Source organism: Flavobacterium sp. N502540 (genome assembly GCF_025947365.1).
Taxonomy (GTDB): domain Bacteria; phylum Bacteroidota; class Bacteroidia; order Flavobacteriales; family Flavobacteriaceae; genus Flavobacterium.
In genome coordinates, this window is record NZ_CP110012.1 from 4,725,102 (window position 1) to 4,751,189 (window position 26,088).

General features: G+C 35.4%; 22 protein-coding genes. 13 read left to right on the forward strand and 9 right to left on the reverse strand.

Features of this window, described 5'->3' with window-relative positions:
* Window positions 1-27: 27 nt before the first annotated feature.
* The 3 genes from mreC to OLM58_RS19790 all read right to left on the reverse strand — a co-directional run bounded on the left by mreC (window position 28) and on the right by OLM58_RS19790 (window position 3,691).
* Entirely contained in the window at window positions 28-825 is a 798-nt protein-coding gene (gene mreC / locus OLM58_RS19780) for a rod shape-determining protein MreC (protein ID WP_264530296.1), read from the reverse strand.
* A 1,098-nt stretch (window positions 826-1,923) separates the two neighbouring features.
* Window positions 1,924-2,706 carry a hypothetical protein gene (locus OLM58_RS19785; RefSeq protein WP_264530297.1) on the reverse strand — a complete coding sequence of 261 codons (783 nt, stop codon included), beginning with the start codon at window positions 2,704-2,706 and terminating at the stop codon, window positions 1,924-1,926.
* 67 nt (window positions 2,707-2,773) lie between these two features.
* Window positions 2,774-3,691, reverse strand: coding sequence for an N-acetylmuramoyl-L-alanine amidase (locus OLM58_RS19790; protein ID WP_264530298.1), 918 nt, complete (start codon window positions 3,689-3,691; stop codon window positions 2,774-2,776).
* Between the two features lie 950 nt (window positions 3,692-4,641).
* On the opposite strand from OLM58_RS19790, the gene OLM58_RS19795 reads away from it, so the two are divergent.
* The 5 genes from OLM58_RS19795 to OLM58_RS19815 all read left to right on the forward strand — a co-directional run bounded on the left by OLM58_RS19795 (window position 4,642) and on the right by OLM58_RS19815 (window position 8,670).
* Window positions 4,642-5,682 (forward strand): PD-(D/E)XK nuclease family protein, encoded by a 1,041-nt coding sequence (locus OLM58_RS19795; RefSeq protein WP_264530299.1) that lies wholly within the window; start codon window positions 4,642-4,644, stop codon window positions 5,680-5,682.
* 193 nt (window positions 5,683-5,875) lie between these two features.
* On the forward strand, window positions 5,876-6,352 hold the full coding sequence (locus OLM58_RS19800; RefSeq protein WP_264530300.1) for an ATP-binding protein: 477 nt from the start codon (window positions 5,876-5,878) through the stop codon (window positions 6,350-6,352).
* Window positions 6,353-6,400: 48 nt separating this feature from the next.
* Window positions 6,401-6,967, forward strand: a complete 567-nt coding sequence (locus OLM58_RS19805; protein ID WP_264530301.1) for a hypothetical protein — start codon at window positions 6,401-6,403, stop codon at window positions 6,965-6,967.
* A 9-nt stretch (window positions 6,968-6,976) separates the two neighbouring features.
* Entirely contained in the window at window positions 6,977-7,885 is a 909-nt protein-coding gene (locus OLM58_RS19810) for a DUF5655 domain-containing protein (RefSeq protein ID WP_264530302.1), read from the forward strand.
* A 113-nt stretch (window positions 7,886-7,998) separates the two neighbouring features.
* Window positions 7,999-8,670, forward strand: a complete 672-nt coding sequence (locus OLM58_RS19815; RefSeq protein WP_264530303.1) for a hypothetical protein — start codon at window positions 7,999-8,001, stop codon at window positions 8,668-8,670.
* Window positions 8,671-8,895: 225 nt separating this feature from the next.
* Here OLM58_RS19815 and OLM58_RS19820 read toward each other — a convergent pair whose 3' ends face one another.
* Window positions 8,896-11,217 (reverse strand): glycoside hydrolase family 20 protein, encoded by a 2,322-nt coding sequence (locus OLM58_RS19820; RefSeq protein ID WP_264530304.1) that lies wholly within the window; start codon window positions 11,215-11,217, stop codon window positions 8,896-8,898.
* A gap of 105 nt (window positions 11,218-11,322) precedes the next feature.
* Window positions 11,323-11,781 carry an RNA methyltransferase gene (locus tag OLM58_RS19825; protein ID WP_017496800.1) on the reverse strand — a complete coding sequence of 153 codons (459 nt, stop codon included), beginning with the start codon at window positions 11,779-11,781 and terminating at the stop codon, window positions 11,323-11,325.
* A gap of 137 nt (window positions 11,782-11,918) precedes the next feature.
* On the opposite strand from OLM58_RS19825, the gene OLM58_RS19830 reads away from it, so the two are divergent.
* The 8 genes from OLM58_RS19830 (at window position 11,919) to OLM58_RS19865 (ending at window position 20,265) form a co-directional block, all read left to right on the forward strand.
* Window positions 11,919-12,608, forward strand: coding sequence for a DUF4386 domain-containing protein (locus tag OLM58_RS19830; protein WP_264530305.1), 690 nt, complete (start codon window positions 11,919-11,921; stop codon window positions 12,606-12,608).
* Window positions 12,609-12,815: 207 nt separating this feature from the next.
* Window positions 12,816-13,370: a DUF2975 domain-containing protein gene (locus tag OLM58_RS19835; protein ID WP_264530306.1), complete on the forward strand. Its 555-nt coding sequence runs from the start codon at window positions 12,816-12,818 to the stop codon at window positions 13,368-13,370.
* A 3-nt stretch (window positions 13,371-13,373) separates the two neighbouring features.
* The gene (locus OLM58_RS19840; protein ID WP_017496797.1) at window positions 13,374-13,577 is read left to right on the forward strand and encodes a helix-turn-helix domain-containing protein; all 204 of its coding nucleotides are present in this window, start codon (window positions 13,374-13,376) and stop codon (window positions 13,575-13,577) included.
* Between the two features lie 135 nt (window positions 13,578-13,712).
* Entirely contained in the window at window positions 13,713-14,117 is a 405-nt protein-coding gene (locus tag OLM58_RS19845) for an HYC_CC_PP family protein (protein WP_264530307.1), read from the forward strand.
* A 74-nt stretch (window positions 14,118-14,191) separates the two neighbouring features.
* Window positions 14,192-15,577 carry a TolC family protein gene (locus tag OLM58_RS19850; protein WP_264530308.1) on the forward strand — a complete coding sequence of 462 codons (1,386 nt, stop codon included), beginning with the start codon at window positions 14,192-14,194 and terminating at the stop codon, window positions 15,575-15,577.
* Between the two features lie 10 nt (window positions 15,578-15,587).
* On the forward strand, window positions 15,588-18,734 hold the full coding sequence (locus OLM58_RS19855; RefSeq protein WP_264530309.1) for an efflux RND transporter permease subunit: 3,147 nt from the start codon (window positions 15,588-15,590) through the stop codon (window positions 18,732-18,734).
* Between the two features lie 3 nt (window positions 18,735-18,737).
* Entirely contained in the window at window positions 18,738-19,826 is a 1,089-nt protein-coding gene (locus OLM58_RS19860; RefSeq protein WP_264530310.1) for an efflux RND transporter periplasmic adaptor subunit, read from the forward strand.
* Window positions 19,827-19,830: 4 nt separating this feature from the next.
* A complete protein-coding gene (locus OLM58_RS19865) occupies window positions 19,831-20,265 on the forward strand; it encodes a hypothetical protein (RefSeq protein ID WP_264530311.1) in 435 nt (144 codons plus the stop codon).
* A gap of 414 nt (window positions 20,266-20,679) precedes the next feature.
* On the opposite strand, the gene OLM58_RS19870 is transcribed toward OLM58_RS19865, so the two are convergent.
* From OLM58_RS19870 to OLM58_RS19885, 4 genes are all read right to left on the reverse strand, one after another.
* On the reverse strand, window positions 20,680-20,901 hold the full coding sequence (locus OLM58_RS19870) for a heavy-metal-associated domain-containing protein (protein WP_264530312.1): 222 nt from the start codon (window positions 20,899-20,901) through the stop codon (window positions 20,680-20,682).
* A 1,132-nt stretch (window positions 20,902-22,033) separates the two neighbouring features.
* Entirely contained in the window at window positions 22,034-24,454 is a 2,421-nt protein-coding gene (locus OLM58_RS19875) for a heavy metal translocating P-type ATPase (protein WP_264530313.1), read from the reverse strand.
* Between the two features lie 84 nt (window positions 24,455-24,538).
* Window positions 24,539-25,105, reverse strand: a complete 567-nt coding sequence (locus OLM58_RS19880; RefSeq protein WP_264530314.1) for a helix-turn-helix domain-containing protein — start codon at window positions 25,103-25,105, stop codon at window positions 24,539-24,541.
* A 104-nt stretch (window positions 25,106-25,209) separates the two neighbouring features.
* Entirely contained in the window at window positions 25,210-25,647 is a 438-nt protein-coding gene (locus tag OLM58_RS19885) for a hypothetical protein (RefSeq protein WP_264530315.1), read from the reverse strand.
* Window positions 25,648-26,088: the final 441 nt, after the last annotated feature.

The following is a 26,088-nucleotide window of genomic DNA, read 5'->3' on the forward strand; positions in this document are numbered from 1 at the left end:
AAAAATGTAAAAAGGTCTGGAACTGGGTTACCTTTTTTTAGCATTTTTAATCGGTATGCTTTTTAACACGCACATATATTCAAGATTCGTCATATCGTTAAACAACTTTACATTAATAACAAAAGAATTGTTTTCATGTAATGTTTTATCGACGATTCCAATATCTACATTTTCAGGAAAAATTTCTGAGATCCCACCTGTCACAATTGTATCTCCTTTCTTCACAGAACTTGTCCTGGGAACATCGATTAACTGAACAAAGCCCGCATTTTTCCCATTCCAACTTAGAGTCCCAAAATAGTTACTATTTTTAACTTTTGCATTTATAAGAGATTTTGTATTTAAGACACTTGTAACAAGTGCAAAGTTCTGTGAAACTTTATCTACCACTCCAACAATACCACGATTGTTAATTACTCCCATGTCGCTCTTGATACCGTCTTTTAGTCCAGAATTAATAGTAAGGTAATTCTGTTGGAGTGTATAGGAATTACGAATGAGTTTTGATACAATTATATCATCAGATCCTATACCAAAAATACTATCTATCTCTGGGGCGTTACCTTCTTTTTGTTTACGAAATAACATTTCTAATAACTTAGCATTCTCTTGCACTAGTGAATCATTCTTATTTACTAAATTAATGTATTCCCTTATTTCATCAACTTTTTTATAAATTCCTCCGGACAACAAATCTGTCGCACCAATGAACTTACTTCTATGAAAAGAATGCGATTGAATTGTCAATCCCAAGGAAAATCCTAAAAGGAGTAAAAATAATACACCATTACTATTTTTATATAAAAAATTAAATATTCGACGCATCTTTAAATAATTATTGTAATAATTTTAAGGCCGATGCTTTCTCTCGAATACACAGATCTTAATCCTCAATTCATTCTGTTAAATTCTATTCAGATTTGAATATTGCAAACTCAACCTACAAATAAGAAATCTTAACAAATTTGATCTCATAAAAATTAAAAATCACATTTTTGGAAATATAAAAATATTACCGACTTTTCTGAACAAAAAAAAGGAATCTAAATTTATAAAAAGAGTATTTTATTATCCTTTAATAATATTATTTTATCCAAATGAAAATTCAAGCTTTTAATCAATGTAATAAAAGTCAAACTAATTTCATTTTTTCTGAGTATGTCTTTTACCACCTAAAGTAAAAAATCATTAACATTTCACTCCCTACATTTTATACACCTAAAAAGAATTTCAGTTATTTATAAAAACAAAAAAAACTTATCACTTCACCTTTGTAATAAGCCAAAAGGCTTTTTATTAAAATTAAAAATCTAATTTTTTTCACATTTCTACCCTGTTTGTTTCTTTTTAGAAGTTATTAATAAATCAACCAATTATTTATTTTTAGGATAACATTGTATACAATAGAGATAATATATCATTAAGAAAAATTTCAAAACCGTAAGATATTTGCTACTCAATTAATTTTAAAACCTTAGAATCATGAAAAAATTGAGTTTAAAAACTGCAGAAAAAGTGCTTTCAAGAGCTGAAATGAAAACCATTTCAGGTAGCGGCCCCACAGGTTGGAATGAATGTTGGCTTTGGTGCCCATCACAAGGAGGGTACTGCGAGTACTATTATGGATCTTATGAATGTCGAGTAGGATAATCTATTGATATATTAGAAAATATTTCTAATATATCAATACGATTCTAAACACCTCTGCATTGAAAATACAGAGGTGTTTAGCAGTAGGCAAAAGTCCCTAGTTATACCATCTAAAAACGAAACTCAAATTATTATCTCGCTTATAATTAATTGAATAACTTTACTCATCTTTAAATCTTTAAATCACATCTATTCCCACAAAACTAAAACGCCCAAAATCTCTAACTTAAAAACAATTTCCTATAAGTCCTCTTAATAATTTGTCCGATTTCTTTAATTTGACAATTTTATAATTTCTTTCTTGTAAATCTCCGGTATTTCCCAGCTATATTTGGTATCAATCATTTTATATACCGATTTCCATTCTGTTGCATTTTTATTTAATAAATTATCTTTATTTTTAGATAAGTATCGGCCAATTTCATAAACATTATGAAAACCATTATATGAATTTTCAGATTCTGTAAATGATTCTATTGCAGAATTTACATCTTTGTCAATTAAAAATTTAAAACCAGCTAATTCATGCTTTTTAGCATTTACAAAATCTTTACTTGACTTCATTTGGGCGTCAATCTTATTTCGTTCATTCTTTATAGAATCTAATCTTTTTACATTATTTATAGAGTCTTTATTTAATACTCTTTCTAACGAATCGAGAGTAACAGATCTTTTATAATCTTTATTGATTGTATCTAAATAATCTTCCCAAGATCCTTTAAGCCTACTATTTGGTGCAACTGTAGCAAAGTACCTAACTAATTGTCGTCGTTGCTCCAGCTTACTTAAATCTCTGACATCTTCAGTATATTTTTCAAAATATTTCATTTCTTCAATAGCTTCTCTTCTTTCCTGATAAAAATTTGCCACTATAATCGCTACTGTTGGCAGAGAAAGAGTAATTAATGCCCATTTGAGATACTCAATAAACTTATCAATTTTATCATTTTCTAAAGTTGATTTGTTGATCAATTTATATACTATAAAAACAAATGAAATACCAACTAGTACAACAAATAAATACAGTAAAAGCGAAACCAGACCAATGTTTGACATATCTTTAATAGATTAAGTTTTAATTCATACACTTCATATAAACATTTTACATATCATTTGTAAAACATTAAATTTTAGGTTTTAGAAGACTTGAATGTATCCATCCCTCCATTTTAATACTATGTTTCCAATCCTTGATATCTTTAATATCATTCACTAAGTAAACTTTAGACCATTGTCCGAAAGTTTCAATTAATCCCACTTCATAGCCATTTTTTAACGTTCGGATTGAGCTTGAAGTTTTGTCGGGTTTTGTTCTAAATTCGGCAACTCCATCAGAAACTGAGTTCACCAAAAAGATCTTTCCAATATTGTCTGTTTTTCCAAAAACATTTGTTTTAAAATCGTCCCAAGGAAAAGCAGGTCCCGGATCCGGTTTTCTTGCCGGTGAGATATCGTCGTGTCCCACTACAAAGGATAATTGGTAGGTATCAATCAGGAGTTTGCTCAATTTGGAGACTGCTGCTATTTGGGCGTCTGTATATTTAAACCAATATTGGTTTTCTTTACTGTCCCAAAATTTATGTTTGTGTTTCAATTTTACAATTCTGTCTTTTTCTGACGCAGGATATAGTTTATAACTGGGTGTTCCGTCTTTGTTCTCTCCTACTCTTCTTCTGAAGCTGCCATCTGTCAATTTTTCACAGAAACCGGGATTTACGATTTCAATACCAATAGCATATTCATTCATTCCGGTTCGTCCGTCCCAACTGCTGTAGCCGGCGTGGTTGCATCTGGTGTTAAATGGAGCAAGCTGCGTAATTGTTCCGTCGAGATCAATTACAATGTGAGCACAAATCCGGTCTGTATTTTTTTGTGCCGGAGTCTGTTTAAACCAGGTTATCGCCCCCGATGCTTTATCGCCTGCAGTATAATGTATGATTAAATATTTTGGCGAAATTTGATATTGAAAATTCGAGGTGGGGTCTTTTACTATTTTTTCTGCTTGGCTTTCCTGAACAAGCCAGTTTTTGTCAATTTTCATAAGGATTTGTTTTTTTAGGGTTTGAAATAAGATAGTTTTTAAACAACACCTTCAATTTGCATTTACGGATGATAAAATCACAAATACGAACCTCTTTACGCATAAAATCAATAGGCCGAAGTCATTGTTTAGGATTAAAAATGAGTAGTAGCGTTCGTTGCTTATCGTTTTATAAGCAACATCATTCAAAACATTAAATCCTATCAAATATACTGACAATCAATATTTTACAAGCAAGTGTTTATACGTGATTTAAGGAACGTATTTATCGCTGAATTAATTTGTGTTCTCATTTTACTTTTCAGGTAATTCATTCGTAATTCAGTTCTTTGCGGTTGGGCTTTTGCCCTTTCAGGGCGATATTTGTCATGAATTTAGATTATAGTGCGTTGCACTATACTATTGCTAAAGCTCTTTCAGAGCAATTAGCTGTGTAAATCGCAATTTAATACTAGTATGTACTTACTTCAAAGTAGTACCGGATTACAACTAAAACTCTAAGACCAAGCAGGCTGAAAGCCTAAAAACAATAGCATAGTGCAACACACTATCAATAGTGATTCGTATTGTTTTCGCCCTGAAAGGGCAAAAGCCAATTTAAATTCTAGTATGAAAACACTCCCTCTTCTCTAAAAATAAAAAAAAGGGTTGCCTAAAATGATTCTCAAATCGATACACAATGCGTATATATACTGGTTTTCATATTGCAACTTTTGCTTAGTTTTGCCACTCCATTTTTTTTAAACACACCAACAAATATAAGAGCAAATAACAGAATAAATCAATTTAACAATACGAGGATTCCAAAAACAATCGCTTCTCAAATCCTAACAGAAAGTCAAGCCAATAACAATGATGCTAACAGAATCTTTGCGTTAATCTAATTACTCTAAAGTCGAAAAAAAATCTGGATGCTTAATAACTAAGTTTTTGAATAATCAATATAACTAATGAAATATCAACCTAATATTTTCGATTACGCAACAAGCGAATTAACTCAAGACGCCTTCATTATATGGTTACTGCATTGGGCAAATCCAATTTACAAAACAGAAAACAAACCATTACATGAGTTAGGCACATCATTTTTACAATCTTTACTTGCTTTTAAGAACATCATAATTGGAGATATTTCTGAACTAGATATCAAACCACAATATCATAAAATAGATATATTTCTCAAATTTAAAATGAATAATTGCACTTATGGTGTTATCATAGAAGATAAAGTACACACAAATAATCGCAAAAACCAATTAGAAGTTTATAAGAACAAAATTATAGACTTAAAAATTTGTGATACTTTGGTTCTAATTTATTTCAAAACAGGGTATCAAGTTGATTTATCCCAAATCAAAGACAATGGTTACCATTATTATTCCATAAAAGATTTTTTGAAGATTATAGCTCAGGAAAAAATTACTCAAATAAACAATGATGTCCTATCGCAATATTATGACTATTTGTTAAAAAGAGAAATTGATTATGATATGGCACATATTGAAGCTAATAATTATTTAACAAAACCAGTAAGGTATTGGACCTGGTGGACTACCTCACGCTTTTTTCATGAATACAAAAAACGCTTTGATGGGAACTGGGGAGAGGTTCCTAATAATAGAGAAGCGTTACTAGCATTCTGGTTTGGAGGTAAAAAACTAACTTCAATTGATGAAAGAATAGGAATCTATATGGATATTACTTTTAAACATAACAAGCTTCACGTGAATTATAGGCTCTCTCTAAAAGACGAAGTAGAAATCAATATTCAAATCCGAAACGATATCTATAATAATTTTACTCTAATCCTACAAAAAAATGGAGTTGAAACACGCAAACCAAAATATTCTAAAGCAAAAGAATCAATGCTTTTAGCTGAAATTACAAACATAGACGATGAACTAAACCATATCGAGTTTGCAAAAAAAATTGATTTCTATCAAAGCGTACTTAACGAATATGTAGATAGTATAAACCCTATTTTGATTTAAAGACTAAACTTCCAAAAATAATTTTATGAAACAAGCCACTATAAAGTAATTCCTCTGTTGACATAATGTCACATGCTTACGTATGCAAACCACATCTCGCTGCGAAGTCGAGTTAATTTGCAAAATGAGTTTTGTTGAGGGAATGATGGCTTAGGAATAAAACAAATAAAAATAAAAATAAAAAACATAACTTATGAAATTTTTAGTCATTTCAGGCGCACCGCAAACAGGTAAAACTACTTCCATAAATAAAATTGCCGAATGGCTTACCACTGGTCTTACAGCAGATATAAATGGAAAACCATTTCCTTCTTTTTTAATAAATACCAAAGGAAAATACAACGATTTTTCTATTGTCATTAATCGACATGGAAGAAAGATTATCATTCACTCCGCAACAGACGATGAGCATTGTATGGATGATCTACTAGAGAAACTGAAAAAACATCCCGATACAGAGGTGGTGATAACTTCTTGTAGAGATATCGATAAGGAAAGGACGTATTTTACCACTCATATAAAACCTTATGCTACTTTTTTTCTGGAGTCTCCTCTTGGCAAAATTAACCGAAAAAATAAGGACAGGTCTCGTGCTTCCCATAAATGGTACGGAGACACCTTATTACTCTTGCACCAACATATTCTATCAAATAATCCCTATAATTTATAGTAAAAATATATTTGTTTACAGAAATTAAAAACAGTTTAACTACTTAAGATGAAGCAAAAAATAAATTCGATTTTCAAAAAAATAGCCGAAGTTGCTGAAAGGAACTCTGATGCATTTCACGAAAATCAACCTCTTATAATTAGTTCTACTGTTTTTAATAAAATGTATTGTGCAGATTCAAATGTTACACGTTGTGCGGAACAACAGCATATCTTTAGCGATTTAGTAAAATTAAAAAAAAGACCAGTTCTTTATTGGTTTTCAATTGACGACACTATTAGTAATGCCAAACATTTAAGAGAAGAATATGCCGCATTTAGAAACTCCCGACAGCCCAGAAGTACTGCATCCTATAAAACCTACTTCGATATAAATTCTAAAACATTGTATGTTGGTAAAGTAAAAGAAGGATTTCATTTAAGATTGGTAACTCATTTAGGATATTCTAAAAATCCAAACACTGCTGGCATGCAATTGTTTCATTGGTATTATCCTGAAGAATTTGGAAATCTTACACTTAACTATATGGTGTTTAATGAAGAAATGAGTGATTTGATAACGATTCTGGAAATGGAACTGGCTAGAGAATTAAAACCAATAATTGGGAAATATTAAAACTGTAATATGAATCTTTATCACTCTAAAAACACCAATAGTCTTAGCGTATTAAAAGAAAAACCTTTTAAACTGGAAAAGGAAATTCAAACCTTGTTTGAGGCTAATCTTTTTGATTTGATGGGTTTAGAAATGGTCAAATCAGAATTTGTAATTAAAGGGAAGCGCATAGATACGTTAGGATATGACCCACAATCGAAAGCATTTGTTATTATTGAGTATAAAAGAGATAAAAATATAAGTGTCGTCGATCAGGGTTTTACTTATTTAAGTTTAATGCTCGAAAACAAGGCCGATTTTGTTTTAACTTATAACGAAACCTTAAAAAAAGCCATTCACAGTACTTCGGTAGATTGGTCGCAAACAAGAGTTGTTTTTGTGTCTCCCGGCTTTACCGAAAACCAGCGTTTGGCTACTAATTTTAAAGATATAGCCATCGAATTATGGGAAGTGAAACACTATGAGAATGATTTGATTAGCATTAATCCCATCAAAAAAAACAAATCGGCCGAAAGTATAAAACCTCTAACTAAACAAAGTACTGTTATTAAATCGGTAACCGATGAAATTAAAGTTTATACGGAAGAAGATCATTTAAACGGCTCATCGGAGGAAATCATTGAATTGTATGAAAATTTTAAAAATGCTATTTTAAACTTAACCAATGACATCGAAATTGTTCCTAAAAAGTTATACATCGCTTTTAAAAAGAATAAAAATATAGCGGATATGGTTATTCTAAAAAAAGGAATTAAAATTTTTATCAATCTGAAAAAGGGAGAACTAGACGATTCTAAAGGTTTGATGAAAGACGTTTCGGAAAAAGGCCATTGGGGGAACGGAGATTACGAGATTATCGTAAGTGATACTCATAACCTCGAGTACATTATGAGCTTAGTTAAACAGGCCATTCAGTAATTAAAAACATCGAAAGACTAAACCCCAAAAGAAATCCGTCAATAGGTTACCATTCAGTTGAAATTTTTAATTCGATGATCGTATTGCATTCTTACCAATAATAAAACCAAACTATGAACTATTACGCACCATTTATAACTTTACTAATTGCACTATTAGTATTCCATTTTTTATTGATCAAATATTTTCCTCAAGGAAAGCGATTTTGGAAAAAAGTTGATTATGCCTGGGTTTCTTTAGGAATAATTGGAATATTTGGTGCCACTTTTTCATTAAACAAGGAATACTTTACTGCACTTACACCCTGGCATAAAAAATCACTGGAATTGGTATATGCTGAATATATGGAAAGGCTTGAAAATAAGCGAGACTATTTCTTAAACAAGAATGGCTTTGACTATGAAAAATTTAGTAACCAGGAACAAGCGAAAAGATTTATTCAGGCAGGAAAAATTTATGATAGTCTTTTAAAACTGTCTCAGAATTATCGAGACAAAATACTGGTTGAAGAAGAGTTTGCTTATGTTGATACTCTTTCCAGAAAGCACAATAATGCCTTTGCAAATATCTCTGATAAAGATGGGTATTTAAAAAGAAATCATGAGTTATCTACTATGATGGTAGATCGAATAGTGGAAGAATCCAAAGAAATATCGGTGGCTAAAGAGCAATCTAGAAGAGGTACCTTTAGTTGGATGTTATTGTTTATCTCTCCGTATCTTTTTGCATTGGCCATAGCAATCAGAATTACAAAAGTTACCGCTGAGTTAAAAGAAATTAAATAACAATTACTATTACCCTACTATACGAAGTCGAGAGGCTTCTAAAAGGGAGATTTTAGATTGAAGATTAACGATTGTAGATTTCTGATTTGGTATTGGTAAATACCGGGATTGCCTATTCTATACATCTGAAATCAAAAATAGTTAATCAAAAATCAGCAATCCTTTGAACTGTTTCTCTTAACTTAATGACATGATTATTCTATACTTCAAAATAAATAAAACAGCTTAATCCACCACAATTTCGTCTACAAACAGCCACGAACTTGAACCAGTTGGGCTCTTTTTTAAATTCGTAGCGATTACTTTTACAAACCTAACCTCTTGTTTTTCAAAATTGATTTTAAAGTCTTTCAACTCCGAATTGACATTCACCGCAAATGGGCGTAGTATCTTTCCAGCTTCTTTGTAATTAGTTCCGTCCTTAGAGACTAAAATGGTTACTTGTATTGGAAAATAAATTCCGGCGCCCTGACTTTCTAAAGTCCCAACGCTCACTTTTCCGATGTTTTGTTCTTTTTCAAGATCAATCACAATTTCCATGTCCTTGACCAGCCATGCCTGCCATTGACCGTCATGAAAGTTTTTAGACCCTCTGATGGTATTGACCATTCCGAGAGGTCCGTCGCCTTTGTAACTGTCATTATAAGGGGTTACATAATTGACCTTATGCCCTACTGCTTTATGAAATACGATCGTATCGGTAAATATTCTTCCAACCGGTTTATTATTCTGAAATAGAGACGCTTTTAGAATCGTAGTTTCCTTAACTGCAATAGGTTTTGTATATTTTATGGCCTTATCGTCTGTGTTTTTATCTCCTAAAACATAACGAATATCGGAATTTGGAAATTCATTTTTAAGCGTAACGTTAATCACCTTTTTGTCTAAATCAGCCACAGCCGAAGAAGTAACCAAATAAGCGCTTTTGGCGTAATTGATCCCTAAATAATCGTAGCGTTGCAACAAAGAAGGTAATCTGGACGTAAAATTATTCCAATCGCGATTTTCTTTTGTACTCCACAACACTTCAGACAAAGCGGCCAATCGCGGAAAGATCATATACTCTGAAGCTTCTGGAGTGGTGATATATTCTGCCCATAAATTGGCTTGTCCGCCTAGAACATGGCTGGCTTCTTGTGGAGTCATGGTATCGACAACAGGGTCAAACGCGTAGACTTTGCTTAACGGATTAAAGGCATCAAAAGCCAAAGGCTCTTCGTTTTGAGGGCCCTGATAAAAATTAAAATAACAAGGTGATTCGGGCGACATGATGACGTCATGACCTTGCTTTGCGGCTTCGATCCCTCCTACTGTTCCCCTCCAGCTCATTACTGTAGCTTCGGGAGCTAAACCGCCTTCGAGTATTTCGTCCCAGCCAATTATTTTTTTGCCTTTAGAATTGATGTATTGCTCCATTCTTTTTACAAAATAGCTTTGCAGTTCGTGAGCGTCTTTCAATCCATTGTCTTTCATTCGCTTCTGGCAATTCGGGCATTTATCCCAGTTGGTTTTGGTAGCTTCATCACCTCCAATGTGAATGTATTTCGAAGGGAAAATTTCAATAACCTCCTCTATTACATTTTGCAAAAACTCAAAAGTAGTTTCTTTTCCGGCACAATAAATATCCGTAATAGGCCATAATCCACCCGACGGAACTCCGATTCTCTGATTGAAACAAGCCAGTTCAGGATAAGCCGCAATGGCAGAACTCACGTGTGCCGGCATTTCGATTTCGGGAATGATTTCTATATTTTTTGTGGCGGCATATTTTACAATTTCCTTTAGCTCTTTCTGAGTCAGAAAGCCGCCATACGTTCCTTTTTCGTCCGGATTGGTTAGCTGTCTCGCGTTCCAGGGTGCATTTTCCTGATCGACTCTCCAGGCACCTACTTCGGTCAGTTTTGGGTATTTTTTAATTTCGATTCTCCACCCCTGATCGTCGACCAAATGCAAATGCAAAACGTTCATTTTAAGCATTGCCAATCGGTCGATAGTCTCAAGTATATAGTTTTTATCAAAAAAATGACACGATAAGTCCAGCATTAGTCCTCGCCATTGAAAACGGGGTTCATCAGTAATTGTAAGAGTTGGAATCTCCCATTTAACCGGTTTAATTCTGCTTTTACTTTCAATACTTTCGGGTAGTAATTGTCGGATGCTTTCTAAACCATAAATAAAACCTGCATTCCCTTTTGCCGTAATTGTGATGTTTTCTTTATTTACCGCCAACAAGTAAGCTTCGTTCTTTAAAGTTGCATCGACTTTAAACTGAACGTAATTACTTTTGGGAATCTTATTTGAAATTTCAGGGCGGAATCCTGCTGCACTTCCGAATTTGTTTATTAAAACCGTAGCGATTTCTTTTTGAGCGTCATCACTTACCACAAATTTAGTCGTTGCAGAAAACTGAAAATTACCTTGTTTAAGAACCAATTGTTTTGGTTTCGGAATGATTTGAATCCCTTTTTCTCTATTTACTTTTTGACTGTAAGCATTGCTTAAAAGGGTCAAAAAAAACACAATAACAACTGGTTTTAGTATTCTCATTCTTTATTTATTTTAAAAAGGATAACATTTTAAACTGATAAAGATAACCTTTGTCTTTAGTAAATCAAACTGAAGAATCGTGTCGTAAAACAAGCTATCTGCGATTTAAGATCGTGGTTTCGGTAAATTTCTGTCGTACATAATGATGGTTCCTGCCACTGCAACATTTAAACTCTTCACCGATTTAAATTTTACTAAATGATGGCATTTCTCCATTACTTTTTTGGACAGTCCATGATCTTCTGCACCCAATAAATAAACGCAGCGTCTTGGATGTTCGTAAGTCTCTAAGTCGGAAGCATTTTCGTTTAGTTCAACACCCACTAAGCGCGCTCCTTTAGGCAAATTCTCAAGAAAAGCTTCAAAGGTATCGTAATGAAAATACGGAATTGCTTTTACCGCATCGTGGGTATCACAGGCTTGCTTGGCATATCGGTTGCCAATAGTAAATATAAAAGTAGCTCCCAGATTTTGAGCGGATCGCCACAGTACACCCAAATTCTCAGGCGTTTTACCATTTTGTATTCCTATGCCAAAATATTCGTTTGTAAAATTATCATTCATAAGGGCAAAAATACAAACTGAAAGTACATGAATCAATTTTTTATTGCGATGAAATAAAGCCTCTATGTCAATTATTAACTAAAACCAATTGTAACAGAATCAAATAATTGTCGTCTTATTTTAAACCCAAAACCAAAATGACGACAAACCAAAAAACAGCCCGAATTGCAGGTTTACTTTATTTAGCAGTAGTCCTGACCGGAATATTTAGTTTAGCCTATGTTCCTTCAAAATTGATTGTATGGGATGACTTAGCCACAACATATCATAACATCAAGGCATCAGAATCGCTTTTCAGACTTGGAATTGTAGCCGGATTATCCTGCTATCTTTTCTTCCTTTTCTTAGTACTGCAACTTTACAAACTATTCGAACCTGTCGACAATGGTTGGGCAAAAGTGATGGCACTATTAGCTATTCTAAGCGTACCTATTTATTTTTTGAATGCTCAAAATCAATTCAATGTGCTTTCTCTACTAACAGATAACAATCTTGGTTTATCATTGGAGCAAATCAAATCGCAGGTTATGTTAAATCTCAATCAATACGATAACGGCATGCGAATAGTACATATCTTTTCAGGACTTTGGTTATTTCCTTTTGGTTATCTGGTTTACAAGTCCCGTTTTTTGCCCAAATTTTTCGGCATTTTACTGATGATGGGATGTTTTGGGTATCTGATCAACTTTTTAGGCAACACTTTAATTGCAGATTATTCAACTCTTGGAATTTCTAAATACATCAGCATGCCTGCCACATTTGGAGAAATTGGAATTTGTTTGTGGCTATTAATTTTCGGTATAAAACAGAAACAATCCGGGAGATGAAATAGAGCAAACATTGCTAGAAAAAGCTTTTTTTATAAATACAATATCCTCAACGGCAAAATAGTTGGGGATTTTTTTATTCTAGAAGCATTAATTTGATTAGTCTTTAGAAATATTTTTCTTAAAATTAATTATTTCTCAATATTAATTTATTGTTTATCAATAAATATTTATTATTTTAGCATTGAAATTTTTAAACTTAGAACCATGGAAATTAAAATTAGTACCACAACCATTCTGAAAGTACTACACGTGCTTTCGTGGATTATTTTTGTTGGATTATGTATCGAAGCCGGAGGAATACTTACCAAAACAATTGCTACGCTAACACTGGATCCTGCTGATGCCGCCAAATTTTGGAGATCGATTGATTTAACTGAAGTGTATCAGTTCAATCAGAGCCGATACATCACCCTTAGCAGTGTTATCATTATTGTTGCTTTATTAAAAGCAATATTGTTCTACTGCATTATAAAAATTTTCATGAACAAGGACCTCAACTTTTCGGCGCCCTTCAATAACCTGTTCAGAAATTTTATTCTTACACTGGCTTATTTATCCTTTGGCATTGGTTTCTTTTCTTCCTGGGGAATAGAATTGGTAAAGGTTTTGTCCGATAGCGGTCTTAAACTACAAAACATTCAACAATTGCAAATTGCCGGTGCAGATGTCTGGTTGTTTATGGGGGTAATATTGCTTGTTGTTGCTTATATCTTCAAAAAAGGAATCGAATTACAAGAAGAAAACGAATTAACAATATAAATTATGGCAATCATTGTAAACCTCGATGTGATGATGGCAAAACGAAAAATGTCATTGAATGAACTTTCCGAGAAAGTAGACCTAACCTTATCCAATCTTTCGATATTGAAAACCGGAAAAGCAAAAGCCATAAGATTCAGCACCTTAGAAGCCATTTGTAAAGTACTGGATTGCCAGCCAGGGGATATCCTTGAGTTTAAAGAATAAAAAACACCCTGAGTGGTGAAAACTCTTAAGCAATTAGCCTCAAAAAAATCAAGGGAAGATTTATAAATTTTACAAATTTCATCCAAAATTTTGCAACAGGTATATGGCAAAATAAGGTCACCTTTGCAATTGATTATGAGAAAAGCACTTCTACTACTTCTTTCTGTTTTTTATCTGGTACTGTCGTCAGGCTTTACCACGATAACTCATTTTTGCAAAGGTGTACCACAAGAAACCAATCTGTTTGGTGATATTCCGGTTGGTAAAGTTTGCCCAAAATGTGTGGCGAAAAAACAACAAAAAAACAAAGACTGCTGTAAACATAAAGCACAGTTTCATAAAGCGACCGAAAAGCTACAACAAACAGCTCCCGGTGACTTAGTTCCTAAATTCTTTGGAATTGCAGTACCTTTTCATTTTTACGAAACTGTTTTCAACTCTTATACTTCTAAGGAAAAGAAAACCGAATATTCTTTTTTCCCCTTTATTCCTATTCGGAATAATCCCCTTTATATTTTCTACTGCGTTTACCGTATTTGATTTTAGACAATTGATCGAACTGTAGCATTTAAAGATGCTATGCGATTTCTATTGTTTAATTTTAAATACATCCTATGAAAATGCAATATTTTGCGTTGGCTATGTTCTGTATGGTTTCCGGAAATCTCTGGGCACAAACGGTAACATTATCCAATGCTCTTGAACGCTCTATTCAAAATTTTGAAAAAATAAAAGCCAAAGAAGCCATCCTCAATGCTTCGAAAGAGAACACTACCTATCAAAAAAGCCAGTACCTACCTGACTTCACCTTAATGGCACAACAAAGTTATGGTACGATCAATGCGCAAAACGGTCCTTTGTACAGTTATGGCGGACTGGGCAGTGCTGCGACCTCAATGCCCTTACAAGATCAAAACTGGAATGCCGCTTTTGGGTCCTTGTATCTGGCCAATATCAATTGGAATCTTTTCACTTTTGGCAAAATTAAAACACAGGTTGCCATTGCCAAAGCTGACGAAAATGTAGCCCAAAAAGATCTGGTACAAGTAAAATTTCAACATCAGGTAAAAGTAGGTGCTGCGTATCTGAACTTACTTGCTGCTCAGCGCATTAAATTTGTGCAGGACAAAAATCTGGAACGTGCCCAAGTGGTGGAAACTACAACCAAAAGCCGTGCAGAGAGCGGTTTGATTCCGGAGGTCGATTATTCTTTAGCAAAAGCCGAAGTAGCCAATGCTAAATCGGCTGTGATAAAAGCTTATGATATGGAACTGGATCATTCTAAATCACTTGCTGTAATGTTGGGTGAAGAATATCAGGTGTATCAACTCGATAGCGTGTTTACTACTAAAACACCTGTTATTCTTTCGGAAGCTGTAACAGAAACAAGTCAACATCCTATACTGGAATGGCGAAAAAGTGATATTCTGAAAAATGAGCAGCAGGAAAAATTACAGTCTGCACTGGCTTTACCAAACCTATCTGCTTTTGGAGTCATGCAGGGACGCGGTTCGGGTTTTGACTGGAATTATGTACAGGACAATACTGCTTTCTCAAAATCGTATGCCGATGGTGTTGGAATCGATCGCAGCAATTATATCGTTGGAATCAATTTAAGTTGGAATCTAACCAATATCTATCGTCAATCTTCTAAAAAGCGGGAACAAAAATTTGTTACCCAATCGCTTCAAAACGAATATGAATACATGAATCAGGAATTGATTGCCCAGCAAAAACTTGCGAATGACAAACTGAAAAATGCTTTTGAGAATTTTAAAGAAACCAAAACACAGGTAATCGCTGCTACCGACGCTTATCGTCAACACACTGCTTTGTATGATAACGGCCTTACCACTATTGTTGATTTAACACAATCTTTCTACACCCTTAACCGTGCAGAGATTGATTATGAAATTGCCCAAAACAACATTTGGCAAGCCTTATGGATTAAAGCTGCTGCCACAGGCAATCTAAACATTTTACTCAACGCGATACACTAAACCCGGAATTATGAATTTAATACGTTTTGCCTTGCGCAGGCCCATCTCTATCATGGTGATGGTGCTGGGGCTTTTATTCTTCGGGATTAAAGCTTCAAAAGAAATAAAGGTCGACATCTTACCTGATATGAATCTTCCTGTGGTATACATTGCCCACTCCTTTAATGGTTATACCCCTCAGCAAATGGAAGGTTATTTTACCAAAATGTATGTCAATATGATGCTGTTTACGAGCGGTATTGAAAGCATTGAAACCAAAAATACTCAAGGGCTTACCTTAATGAAAATTAATTTTTATGAAGGTACCGATATGGGGCAGGCAATTGCCGAAATCAATGCGCTCTCGAATCGTTCACAGGTATTTTTACCACCGGGAGCTCCGCCTCCGTTTATCATTCGGTTTGATGCGTCCTCTCAGCCTGTTGGTCAGCTGGTCTTTAAAAGTAAAACCAAAACCAACAATGAGCTACAGGATATCGCCAACTTTACGGCACGTCCGTTTCTTATTAAAATACCCGGTTTAACGACAGCTCCGCCATTTGGAGGAAGTCCGAGAACCATCGAAATCAACATCGATCCGAATAAACTGCGTACCCATCAGCTAACGCCGGAGCAGATTGTGGAATCGATTAGCCGAAATAACATTACATCACCATCAGGTAATATTTATGTGAATGATATCAACTATCTGACGCCTACAAACAATACTATTAAAGAGGTGGCCGATTTCGGAAATATTCCAATTTTTAAAAACGGGGTCGATAATGTCTACATCCGTGATGTGGCTACCATAAAAGATGGTGCCGATATTACTACCGGTTATGCTCTTATTAATGGTACGAGATCCGTATACATTAACATTGCAAAATCGGGTAATGCTTCTACCTGGGACGTGGTAAAGAATCTTAAAAAAGCGATTCCTGCCATTCAGAATAATCTACCGGATGATGTTGCGATTTCCTACGAATTCGATCAGTCTGTTTATGTAATCAATGCTGTTAAAAGTTTAATTACAGAAGGTGTTTTGGGAGCGATGTTAACAGGATTAATGGTGCTTTTATTTTTACGTGATCGAAGAGCCGCTTTAATCGTAGTACTTACCATTCCGATCTCTATTATTTCGGGAGTATTGTTCCTTAAATTGTTTGGGCAAAGTATCAACATCATGTCGCTATCCGGACTGGCATTAGCGATTGGAATTTTAGTGGATGAGAGTACAGTTACGATCGAAAATATTCACCAGCATTTAGCCATGGGCAAAACGAAAGCCAAAGCCATTCTGGACGCCTGTCGTGAAATTGCGTTTCCTAAACTACTGATTTTGTTATGTATTCTTGCGGTTTTTGCACCTGCCTTCATGATGACCGGTATACCTGGATCATTGTTTATGCCCTTGGCTCTGGCTATTGGTTTTTCTATGTTGCTGTCTTTTATGCTGTCACAAACGTTTGTGCCTGTAATGGCCAACTGGTTAATGAAAGACAAAGAAAACCATGAGCATATCGAAGATAAATTCGATGGATTCAAAAATCGTTTTGTACAGTTTTTACAATCGATAATGAGTAAACGCAAACCAATTTTAATTGTCAGTTTTATTTTGGTTACCGTTGGAGCATTTTTAATGTACAACAGTACCGGTAAAGACGTATTGCCGACTGTAAATTCAAGTCAGTTTCAGGTACGTATTAAAGCGCCGGAAGGTACCCGTATCGAAAAAACGGAACTCAAAATAAAGCAGGTTTTAGGCGAACTGGAAACTATTATTGGTAAAGATCATATTGCCATATCGTCGGTATTTATTGGTCAGCATCCCTCCTCTTTTGCAGTGAGTCCAATTTATTTGTACAATGCAGGTCCGCATGAAGCCTTGATGCAGATTGCCTTAAAAGATTTTGACGGAAATACCAATGAGCTGAAAGAAATCATCCGCAAGCACATGAAGGAAAAGATGCCCGAACTGCATTTCTCTTTCGAGCCTATCGAACTTACAGAGAAGATTCTGAGCCAGGGAACCAATACTCCGATTGAGGTTCGCTTTTCGGGAATGATGAAAAAAATGAACGTGATGTATGCCAATAAACTTTTGGCCAAGCTAAAAGAAATTGATTATTTAAGAGATCAGCAAATTCCGCAATCCTTAAACTATCCGGCATACGAAATAAATATCGATCGAATAAGAGCGGCACAACTGGGTATCGACGCACAGGATATCGCTCGCTCTTTGGTTCCTATAACGGCCTCTTCACGCTACACCAGTAAGAACATGTGGGTTGGCGGAATGATGGGAATTGCCTACGATGTACAGGTACAAACACCACAAAACATTTTAAACAGCAAAGATGAGTTGATGAATGTTCCGTTAGGAAAAAACTCAGACCGACCTGTTCTGGGTGATGTAGCGACAATTACTCCCACAAAAGTATTGGGTGAAAGTTATAATCTGGGAACCATGGGTTACACACCGGTAACGGCAAACATTCATAATACTGATTTAGGAAAAGCACAGAAAGACGTACAGGCTGCTATCGATTCGCTTGGTGAATTGCCTAAAGGGGTCAATATTCAGGTATCCGGAATGGTTCCGGTGCTCGAGGAAACCATGAATAGTCTGGCAACAGGTTTACTAATTGCAGTTATTGTTATTTTCTTAATGCTGACGGCAAATTTTCAATCGTTTAAAGTGTCCTTAGTGATTCTGACTACTGTTCCTTTTGTAATTCTGGGTTCATTGATTTTAATGAAACTAACGGGTTCTACCCTGAATTTACAATCTTATATGGGAATTATTATGTCTGTCGGAGTTTCTATTGCGAATGCCGTTTTGCTGATTAGTAATGCTGAGTCTCTGCGTTTAGAAAATGGCGATGCCCTTAGTTCAGCTATTCAGGCAGCCGCTTTGCGTATACGTCCTATCATTATGACCACACTGGCTATGATTGCGGGTATGCTTCCAATGGCTATCGGACACGGCGAAGGCGGTGATCAGGTGGCACCATTAGGAAGAGCTGTAATTGGCGGACTAATTGCGTCTTCCTTTAGTGTATTGATCCTATTGCCTCTGGTATTTGTGTGGATACAAAACAAAACCACTACCCAATCACCATCCTTAGATCCTGAAGACGAAAACAGTATTCATTTTATAACGTTAGAAAAATAAACCATGAAATTAATCTATTATATCCTTATCGGAATTGCAGTTGCATCTTGTAATTCAGAAAACAAAAAAGAAGAGAAACCGGCAGCCATGCCCATGATGATGATGCAGAATTTTGAAACGGTTTCTCTGAAAAAGAGCAATCCGCTGGTTCCTCTGAAACTTGCCGGAGAATTGGTTTCCGACAAAGAAACGGCCATCTATGCCAAAGTAAACAGCTACGTAAAAAAACTGTATGTCGACATAGGTTCTCCTGTAACTGTCGGACAGATCATCATGGTTTTGGAAGCACCCGAGATTCAGGCGCAGCTGGCAGCGGCAAAATCCAAATGGAAAGCACAGGAAGCCATTTACATTGCTACCAAATCGAATTATGACCGAATGTTTAAAGCCAATGAAACCAAAGGCGCTATTGCGAAGGATGCCTTAGACCAGATCACAGCCAGAAAACTATCCGACCAGTCACAACTAGAAGCTGCAAAATCTGCTTATCAGGAAATACAGGCCATGAATGATTATCTGATCATCCGGGCACCTTTTAACGGAATTGTTGCCGAAAGAAATGTAGATCCGGGCTCTTATGTAGGTCCAATGGGCAAAGGTTCCGACAAACCTTTACTGGTACTTCAGGACAATAAAAAACTGCGCGTTTCACTTTCTATTCCGGAGGCCAATACTCCCTATTTAAACTTAGGCGATTCAATACATTTTAAAGTAAGCTCGCTTCCGCAGAAAAAGTATATGGCTAAAATTTCGCGTAAATCGGGAGTTTTAGATTTCAAATTACGTTCAGAGCGCATAGAAGCCGATATTATGAAAATACATCCCGAACTGAAGCCTTTGATGGTGGTGGAAGCAATGCTTTCGTTACAAGCCAGTGAAGCTACCTTTTTTATTCCCAAAACTGCCTTAGTAGAAAGTAATATGGGAATGTACATTATTCAGGTGATCGGGGGGAAAACCAAAAACATTCCCGTTGCGAAAGGACGTGCGCTGATGGATCAGATTGAAGTGTTTGGTGCACTAAAGGAAGGCGACAACATTTTAATGAAAGCCACTGAAGAAATAACAGAAGGAACAAAAATTAAAAAATAAAACAATGAAAATACTTGGCCGCTATTTCCTTATTGCCGCAATGGCTGTAGTAATGATCTCGTGTAAAGATCAGGAAAACAAACCGCAGAATGAGGTATCAGACCAAAAGGAACTAACTGTAAAAGATAGTAATATTGCATCAAAAGGAACTCCTGTGCCCAATGATGAAGTTTGTATGGTAAATGATCTGCACATGGGTAAAAAACAAATAGAAGTTCCGTTTGACGGAAAAATGTATTATGGCTGCTGCAACATGTGCGTAGAACGTATCCCAAGCGATGAAAGTGTCCGTCAGGCAATTGATCCACATACCGGAGCAAAAGTTGACAAAGCTTCGGCATATATCGTTTCACTGAACAAACAGGGAAATGTAGCTTACTTTGAATCCGAAAAGAATTATCATAATTTCATTCAGGCCAACGAAGAACTGAAAAAATAAACTCTGAAAAAACAGATTCACTTTTCGAGTGAGCGTACCAAAAGGGCTGTCCGAATTATCACCGGACAGCCCTTGCTTTTTTAAGCTAAAAATTACTTTACTATTTTTCTTAAAACAAAAAAATAGTTTTTTCTAAAATCTAATATCAAAATTTAATATCTATTCAATTAATCGAGAACATAAATTAATAAAATACAAGTTATTAAAATACTTTATTTTAACGATTAATTCAACTAAAAATCACCCTGTTTTTATTAGTAATCAACCATATACACGATAATCATTACTATCTTTTACTTAAAGTATTACTTTTAAAAAAATAAGCCCGATAAAACATCGGGCTTACTTTCAATTCGGTAACGATAAGCATTAACTTTTGTTTAAAATCTGTAATCCAACAGAAGTCTTAAAGGATTAAATTTCTAAAGGTTCTGCTTTAAATCCTTTCGCTTTAATAATTGCAATTATTTCTTCGGCAGTAGCACCATCCGATTGAACGGTAAGTATTTTATCTGCATTAGTAGTGTCTACATTCCATTCACATATCCCTGCTGCATTGTCCAGGTCTGATTGTACTTTAGAAACACATCCACCGCAGTTCAGGTTTGTTTTAAATTGAAAATCTTGCTTTTCCATTATGTTGATGTTTTAATTGTTATTTTATACTACAAATTTCCGTCAATTAAACCGTAATCCTTATACACTATTCTGTATTAGATTTATGAAATTTACTGATTGCAGTATCTTGTTTTACTTAATTCATTCATTCAAATTGCCAGTTGGCAGGTATAAAAAAAAAAACACGCGGATTAAACCGATTCGCCAGGCGAAAACACAGATCAGAACAGATTTTTTTATTTACAGGCGTGGAAATTGCTATTGCCCTTTCAGGGCGGTATTTACTTTAATTTAACACATAGTGCTTCGCACTATGCTGATGCTTTTGCTCTTTCAGAGCAATACTCCTCATACTACTCTATTAATTATAGATAAGAAGGTTTCTTTCTTTAAATATTCTCTTTATCACAGACTGCGTTAGGGATGAAAGCACCTTGCTGATGCTTTTGCTCTTTCAGAGCAATACCCCTCATAATACTCTATAAATTATAGATAAGAGGGTTTCTTTTCCTTAAATATTCCTTCTATCGCAGACTGCGTTAGGGATGAAAGCACCATGCTGATGCTTTTGCTCTCTCAAAACAATACTCCTCACACTACTCTATAAATTATAGATAAGAAGGTTTCTTTCTTTAAATATTCTCTTTATCACAAAATGCGTTAGGGATGAAAGCATCTTGCTGATGCTTTTGCTCTCTCAAAACAATACTCCTCATAATACTCTATTAATTATAGCTAAGAAGGTTTCTTTCTTTAAATATTCTCTTTATCACAGAATGCGTTAGGGATAAAAGCACCATACTGATGCTTTTACTCTTTCAGAGCAATACTCTTCATAATACTCTAATAAATTATAGATAAGAAGGCTGTTTTCTTTTTAAATATTCTCTTTATCGTAGACAGCGTTAGGGATGAAAGCGGTATCCTTTTGTGATTCCTGTTATTTTTATGCCAGACAAAAAATCTCTATCGCAAAAGATTTAGCGGACAGCCCGACCCGGAGGGGAACGCCATAATAATTAACCAGAAATCTGAATTAATTAGTCTGATGCCTTTTCCAGGGATTAAAATGATTTCAGTCAAATGATGTACCTATAAAAACGGCGGCCCATAATCTTTGGAACCGCCGTTTGACAAACGCATCAAGAGTTTATTTTTTCCATTTCAGACGCAAGCTGTTGCTCACTACGCTCACGCTGCTCAAAGCCATGGCAGCTCCTGCAATCATAGGGTTTAGTAAAAATCCATTTATCGGATAAAGTACCCCCGCAGCAAGTGGAATACCGATTAGATTGTAAATAAATGCCCAAAACAAGTTCTGTTTGATTGTTGCAACCGTTTGTTTAGACAGGCGAATCGCCTGAGGTATTTTGGTCAGATCAGAGGAGATAATCGTCATTTTTGCTACATCCATTGCAATATCACTTCCCTTGCCCATCGCGATACTGACATCGGCAGTTGCCAGTGCTGTACTGTCGTTGATACCATCACCTACCATTGCCACTGTTTTACCTTGTTGTTGTAATTCTTTTATAAAATCAGCTTTGTGTTGTGGCAGCACCTCTGCTTTATAATGTTTGATTCCCGTTTGTGTGGCAATCGCTTTTGCAGTCGCTTCGTTATCTCCCGTCAGCATATACAGCTCAATATTCATCTCCTGCAATTCTTTGATCGCCTGAACAGAGGTTTCTTTGATTTTGTCGGATATCGCAATAACCGAAAGTGCCTGCTTGCTATTGGTAAACCAAATCACAGTCTTGGATTCCTTACCCCATTCTTCTGCCTGAATCAATAGTGATTCTGCAATGACAATGCTATTTTCTGCCAGCAGTTTTTTGTTCCCCACATAATAAGTTTCATCGGCATAAACCGCTTTCGCACCTTTACCAGTAATACTGTCAAAATTGGATAAAACTACACCTGACACTCCTTCCAGACTTTTCACTACCGCTTCTGCTAGCGGATGTTCTGATTGTTTTTCAATACTTAGCAGAATATCTTTGGTAGTGTCCACGTCTTTTAGCCATTTTATACCGGTCACTTGTGGTCTTCCTTCGGTAATGGTTCCTGTTTTATCGAGTACAATAGCCGTTACTTTTCTGGCCAATTCTAAACTCTCAGCATCTTTGATTAATATTCCGTTTTCGGCGCCTTTACCTACACCTACCATAATCGCAGTTGGTGTGGCCAGACCTAAAGCACAAGGACAAGCAATAACCAATACGGTAACCGCTGCCATCAACCCTTGCACTACAGCGTTGTCTCCACCCAAAACCATCCAGGCTATAAAAGTAAGAAGTGCAATAACCATTACAATCGGGACAAATATACCTGCAATTTTATCGACCAATTTCTGCACCGGAGCTTTACTTCCCTGAGCATCCTGGACCATCTTAATAATCTGGGCAAGCATGGTTTCTTTACCTACTTTAACGGCTTTAAATTGAAAACTTCCTTTTTGATTAATGGTTCCTGCAAACACTTTTTCGTTTTCTTTTTTCAGTACGGGAACCGGTTCACCGCTTAACATACTCTCATCCACATAAGAATGACCCGAGATAACCATACCATCGACCGCAATTTTTTCACCCGGCTTTACCAAAATAACTGCTCCCGCATTTACTTCCTCAATAGCAACTTGTTTTTCAGTCCCGTCGGGTTGAATAACGATCACGGTTTTAGGCTGCAGTCCCATTAGTTTTTTAATAGCCGATGACGTATTTCCTTTTGCTTTTTCTTCTAATAATTTCCCTAGCAAAATAAACGCAATTACTACTGCCGCAGCTTCAAAGTATACGTGCGCATGCAATCCGCGCTGGTGCCAGAAATCTATGAATAACATATTAAAAACGCTAAACAAGTAAGCAATTCCGGTACTCAGAGCTACCAGCGTATCCATATTGGCCGAGCGATGTTTGGCCTGCTTCCAGGCATTTACAAAGAAGTCTTTCCCCAGCCAAAGAATTACCGGCGTTGAAAAAAACCACATGATCTCATTGGCATAAGGAATATTCATGAAGAACATCCCTATCACCACTACAGGCAATGACAATACCACAGCCCAGATGGTTTTGTTTTTTAATCTTTTGAAATTTTCCGCATGAATAGTCTCTAAAGACTCTTGTTGTTTCGCTTCATCTAAAATAAGCAAGTCGTAGCCAACGCCCTGAACTGCTTTTTGTAATTTAGAAGCATCTGTAAGGTTGGGAAGATATTCAACAGTAAGGTTTCCTGTTGCAAAGTTTACCGAAGCATCCACTACTCCCAATTCATAAGTTACAATACTTTCTGCACTGCTGGCACAAGAGGCACAGGTCATTCCCAGAACTGGGAACGTATTTTTTACGGTTGGTACACCATATCCAAGGTCTTTAATAGCCTTTACAGCGTTACCAACAGTTTCATTACCTTTAACCGTTATCGCGGCCCTACGGTTGTTAACTTCCACCTTGTGAGTTTCAATTCCCTTAACCTCTGCCAATCCTTTCTCTACGATTAATGCACAGTGCTCGCTGTTTACATCTTCTAACGGAATGTAAATTGTCTCCTTATTATTATCAGTTGTTGCCATAATTCAGTTGTTCTTTTATACCTGCAAAGTTGGCAAGAATAGCGCTGAATTGTATTGTGGAATTATGGATTTGATTTGTAATATTTACTTCACCTCATCCAGAGGTTTTCTTTTCTCAGCCCGAATTTGCTTGAAATAACTTGGAGTCAGGCCGGTTACTTTTTTAAACTGATTGCTCAGATAAGCCACACTTGAATAATTCAGGCGTAAAGCGATCTCGCTAAGTGATAACTCATCGTAAACCAGAAGTTCTTTTATTTTTTCAATTTTTTGCGCAATAAAATACTTCTCTATTGTAGTTCCTTCTACTTCAGAAAATAAATTGGAAAGATAATTATAGTCATGATTGATCTTTTCGCTCAGGATATCCGACAGGTTATTTTTGGTATCATTATCCTGATGGTGTACCAAATCAATAATGATGTTTTTAATCTTTTCGATGATTCTGCTTTTTTTATCGTCGATCACTTCAAATCCAAGAGAAACCAGTTCCTGCTCCAGTAAAGTTCTTTCTGTGGCACTCAGTTCTTTTGCCAAGGTAACCTCCCCAAGCTTTATGTTGCTAAATTCCAGTCCAAGTTTTTCAAGTTCGTTCTGAACCACCATAATACAGCGGTTGCAAACCATATTTTTAACAAATAATGTGCTCATAATCTCGTTTAATCAGAATTTTTAATTCAGTATGCATCTACAAACTTAGCATTAAAATTCAATTAACCATACATCCAAAGACCTAACAAATGATATACAACAAGCTAAAGAAGATTATAAATCGCGATAAAGAAAAAAATCACACCTAATCCAAATGAAATTCCGCTTAGAACCAAGAAAATATTTGACAACTTTAATGCTCTATACATACCTTTCCTTTCTTTATCTATTTTAACAATATCATCATTCTTCTGAGTTCTTAATAAACTAATAAACCAACTCATTGAGTCTGTGGCAAAAAACCTGTGACACATACAAGCGCCTGAACAAAAAACAAAACATACTAGCGCGATAATAAATCCGGAGTAATCCAATTCAGCCCCAAATCCTTCTCTTTTCATTTTCGCAACGAGTAGTGTACCAAACCCTCCAATGGCTAACAGAGAAAGCCGAAGTAATTCCCCCGTAAATTTGATGTAATTTTCAGAAATTATGAAGTCCGCTTTATAATCCGATTCGTCAACTCCGTATACTTTTACCATAATAATTAATCGTTAATTGGTTAATCTCTTTCTTTAAACTTATCGCGACCAGCTGTCAATACTGAAATCAAGAAGTAAAAAACAGATCAAATATACCAAACCCAAAAACATAAAAATCAAGTATTTATACTTGATTACTATAATCATAACACCCTACTCGCTGAAGTATAATCAATCTGTTATCTTTTTTAACAAAAACAACATTTATAACGCTGATTTCCGTTAGATTGAAATCCATTTTTTATGCATTCGCCATTGCAGCAATTACACTTTATCTTAATGACCTAATTTGAAACACTAAGTTAAAGTAAAAGCATTTTAAGGCTTATTAAAAGACAAAAAACAAAAGAGACGACCAACCGATCGTCTCTTTTTCTATTCAAAAATTAAAGTTTATATTCTTTTTCAGATCATTACGTCATTATTTTATAAAAACACCTA

What these genes read in the sequence shown, in the direction of transcription:
- OLM58_RS19830 (WP_264530305.1), top strand. Translation starts at nt 11,919, where the DNA reads ATGACGACAAACCAAAAAACAGCCCGAATTGCAGGTTTACTTTATTTA.
- OLM58_RS19845 (WP_264530307.1), top strand. Translation starts at nt 13,713, where the DNA reads ATGAGAAAAGCACTTCTACTACTTCTTTCTGTTTTTTATCTGGTACTG.
- OLM58_RS19790 (WP_264530298.1), bottom strand. Translation starts at nt 3,691, where the DNA reads ATGAAAATTGACAAAAACTGGCTTGTTCAGGAAAGCCAAGCAGAAAAA.
- OLM58_RS19880 (WP_264530314.1), bottom strand. Translation starts at nt 25,105, where the DNA reads ATGAGCACATTATTTGTTAAAAATATGGTTTGCAACCGCTGTATTATG.
- OLM58_RS19835 (WP_264530306.1), top strand. Translation starts at nt 12,816, where the DNA reads ATGGAAATTAAAATTAGTACCACAACCATTCTGAAAGTACTACACGTG.
- OLM58_RS19800 (WP_264530300.1), top strand. Translation starts at nt 5,876, where the DNA reads ATGAAATTTTTAGTCATTTCAGGCGCACCGCAAACAGGTAAAACTACT.
- OLM58_RS19820 (WP_264530304.1), bottom strand. Translation starts at nt 11,217, where the DNA reads ATGAGAATACTAAAACCAGTTGTTATTGTGTTTTTTTTGACCCTTTTA.
- OLM58_RS19840 (WP_017496797.1), top strand. Translation starts at nt 13,374, where the DNA reads ATGGCAATCATTGTAAACCTCGATGTGATGATGGCAAAACGAAAAATG.
- OLM58_RS19805 (WP_264530301.1), top strand. Translation starts at nt 6,401, where the DNA reads ATGAAGCAAAAAATAAATTCGATTTTCAAAAAAATAGCCGAAGTTGCT.
- OLM58_RS19885 (WP_264530315.1), bottom strand. Translation starts at nt 25,647, where the DNA reads ATGGTAAAAGTATACGGAGTTGACGAATCGGATTATAAAGCGGACTTC.
- OLM58_RS19860 (WP_264530310.1), top strand. Translation starts at nt 18,738, where the DNA reads ATGAAATTAATCTATTATATCCTTATCGGAATTGCAGTTGCATCTTGT.
- OLM58_RS19815 (WP_264530303.1), top strand. Translation starts at nt 7,999, where the DNA reads ATGAACTATTACGCACCATTTATAACTTTACTAATTGCACTATTAGTA.
- OLM58_RS19825 (WP_017496800.1), bottom strand. Translation starts at nt 11,781, where the DNA reads ATGAATGATAATTTTACAAACGAATATTTTGGCATAGGAATACAAAAT.
- mreC (WP_264530296.1), bottom strand. Translation starts at nt 825, where the DNA reads ATGCGTCGAATATTTAATTTTTTATATAAAAATAGTAATGGTGTATTA.
- OLM58_RS19785 (WP_264530297.1), bottom strand. Translation starts at nt 2,706, where the DNA reads ATGTCAAACATTGGTCTGGTTTCGCTTTTACTGTATTTATTTGTTGTA.
- OLM58_RS19855 (WP_264530309.1), top strand. Translation starts at nt 15,588, where the DNA reads ATGAATTTAATACGTTTTGCCTTGCGCAGGCCCATCTCTATCATGGTG.
- OLM58_RS19870 (WP_264530312.1), bottom strand. Translation starts at nt 20,901, where the DNA reads ATGGAAAAGCAAGATTTTCAATTTAAAACAAACCTGAACTGCGGTGGA.
- OLM58_RS19795 (WP_264530299.1), top strand. Translation starts at nt 4,642, where the DNA reads ATGAAATATCAACCTAATATTTTCGATTACGCAACAAGCGAATTAACT.
- OLM58_RS19875 (WP_264530313.1), bottom strand. Translation starts at nt 24,454, where the DNA reads ATGGCAACAACTGATAATAATAAGGAGACAATTTACATTCCGTTAGAA.
- OLM58_RS19850 (WP_264530308.1), top strand. Translation starts at nt 14,192, where the DNA reads ATGAAAATGCAATATTTTGCGTTGGCTATGTTCTGTATGGTTTCCGGA.
- OLM58_RS19865 (WP_264530311.1), top strand. Translation starts at nt 19,831, where the DNA reads ATGAAAATACTTGGCCGCTATTTCCTTATTGCCGCAATGGCTGTAGTA.
- OLM58_RS19810 (WP_264530302.1), top strand. Translation starts at nt 6,977, where the DNA reads ATGAATCTTTATCACTCTAAAAACACCAATAGTCTTAGCGTATTAAAA.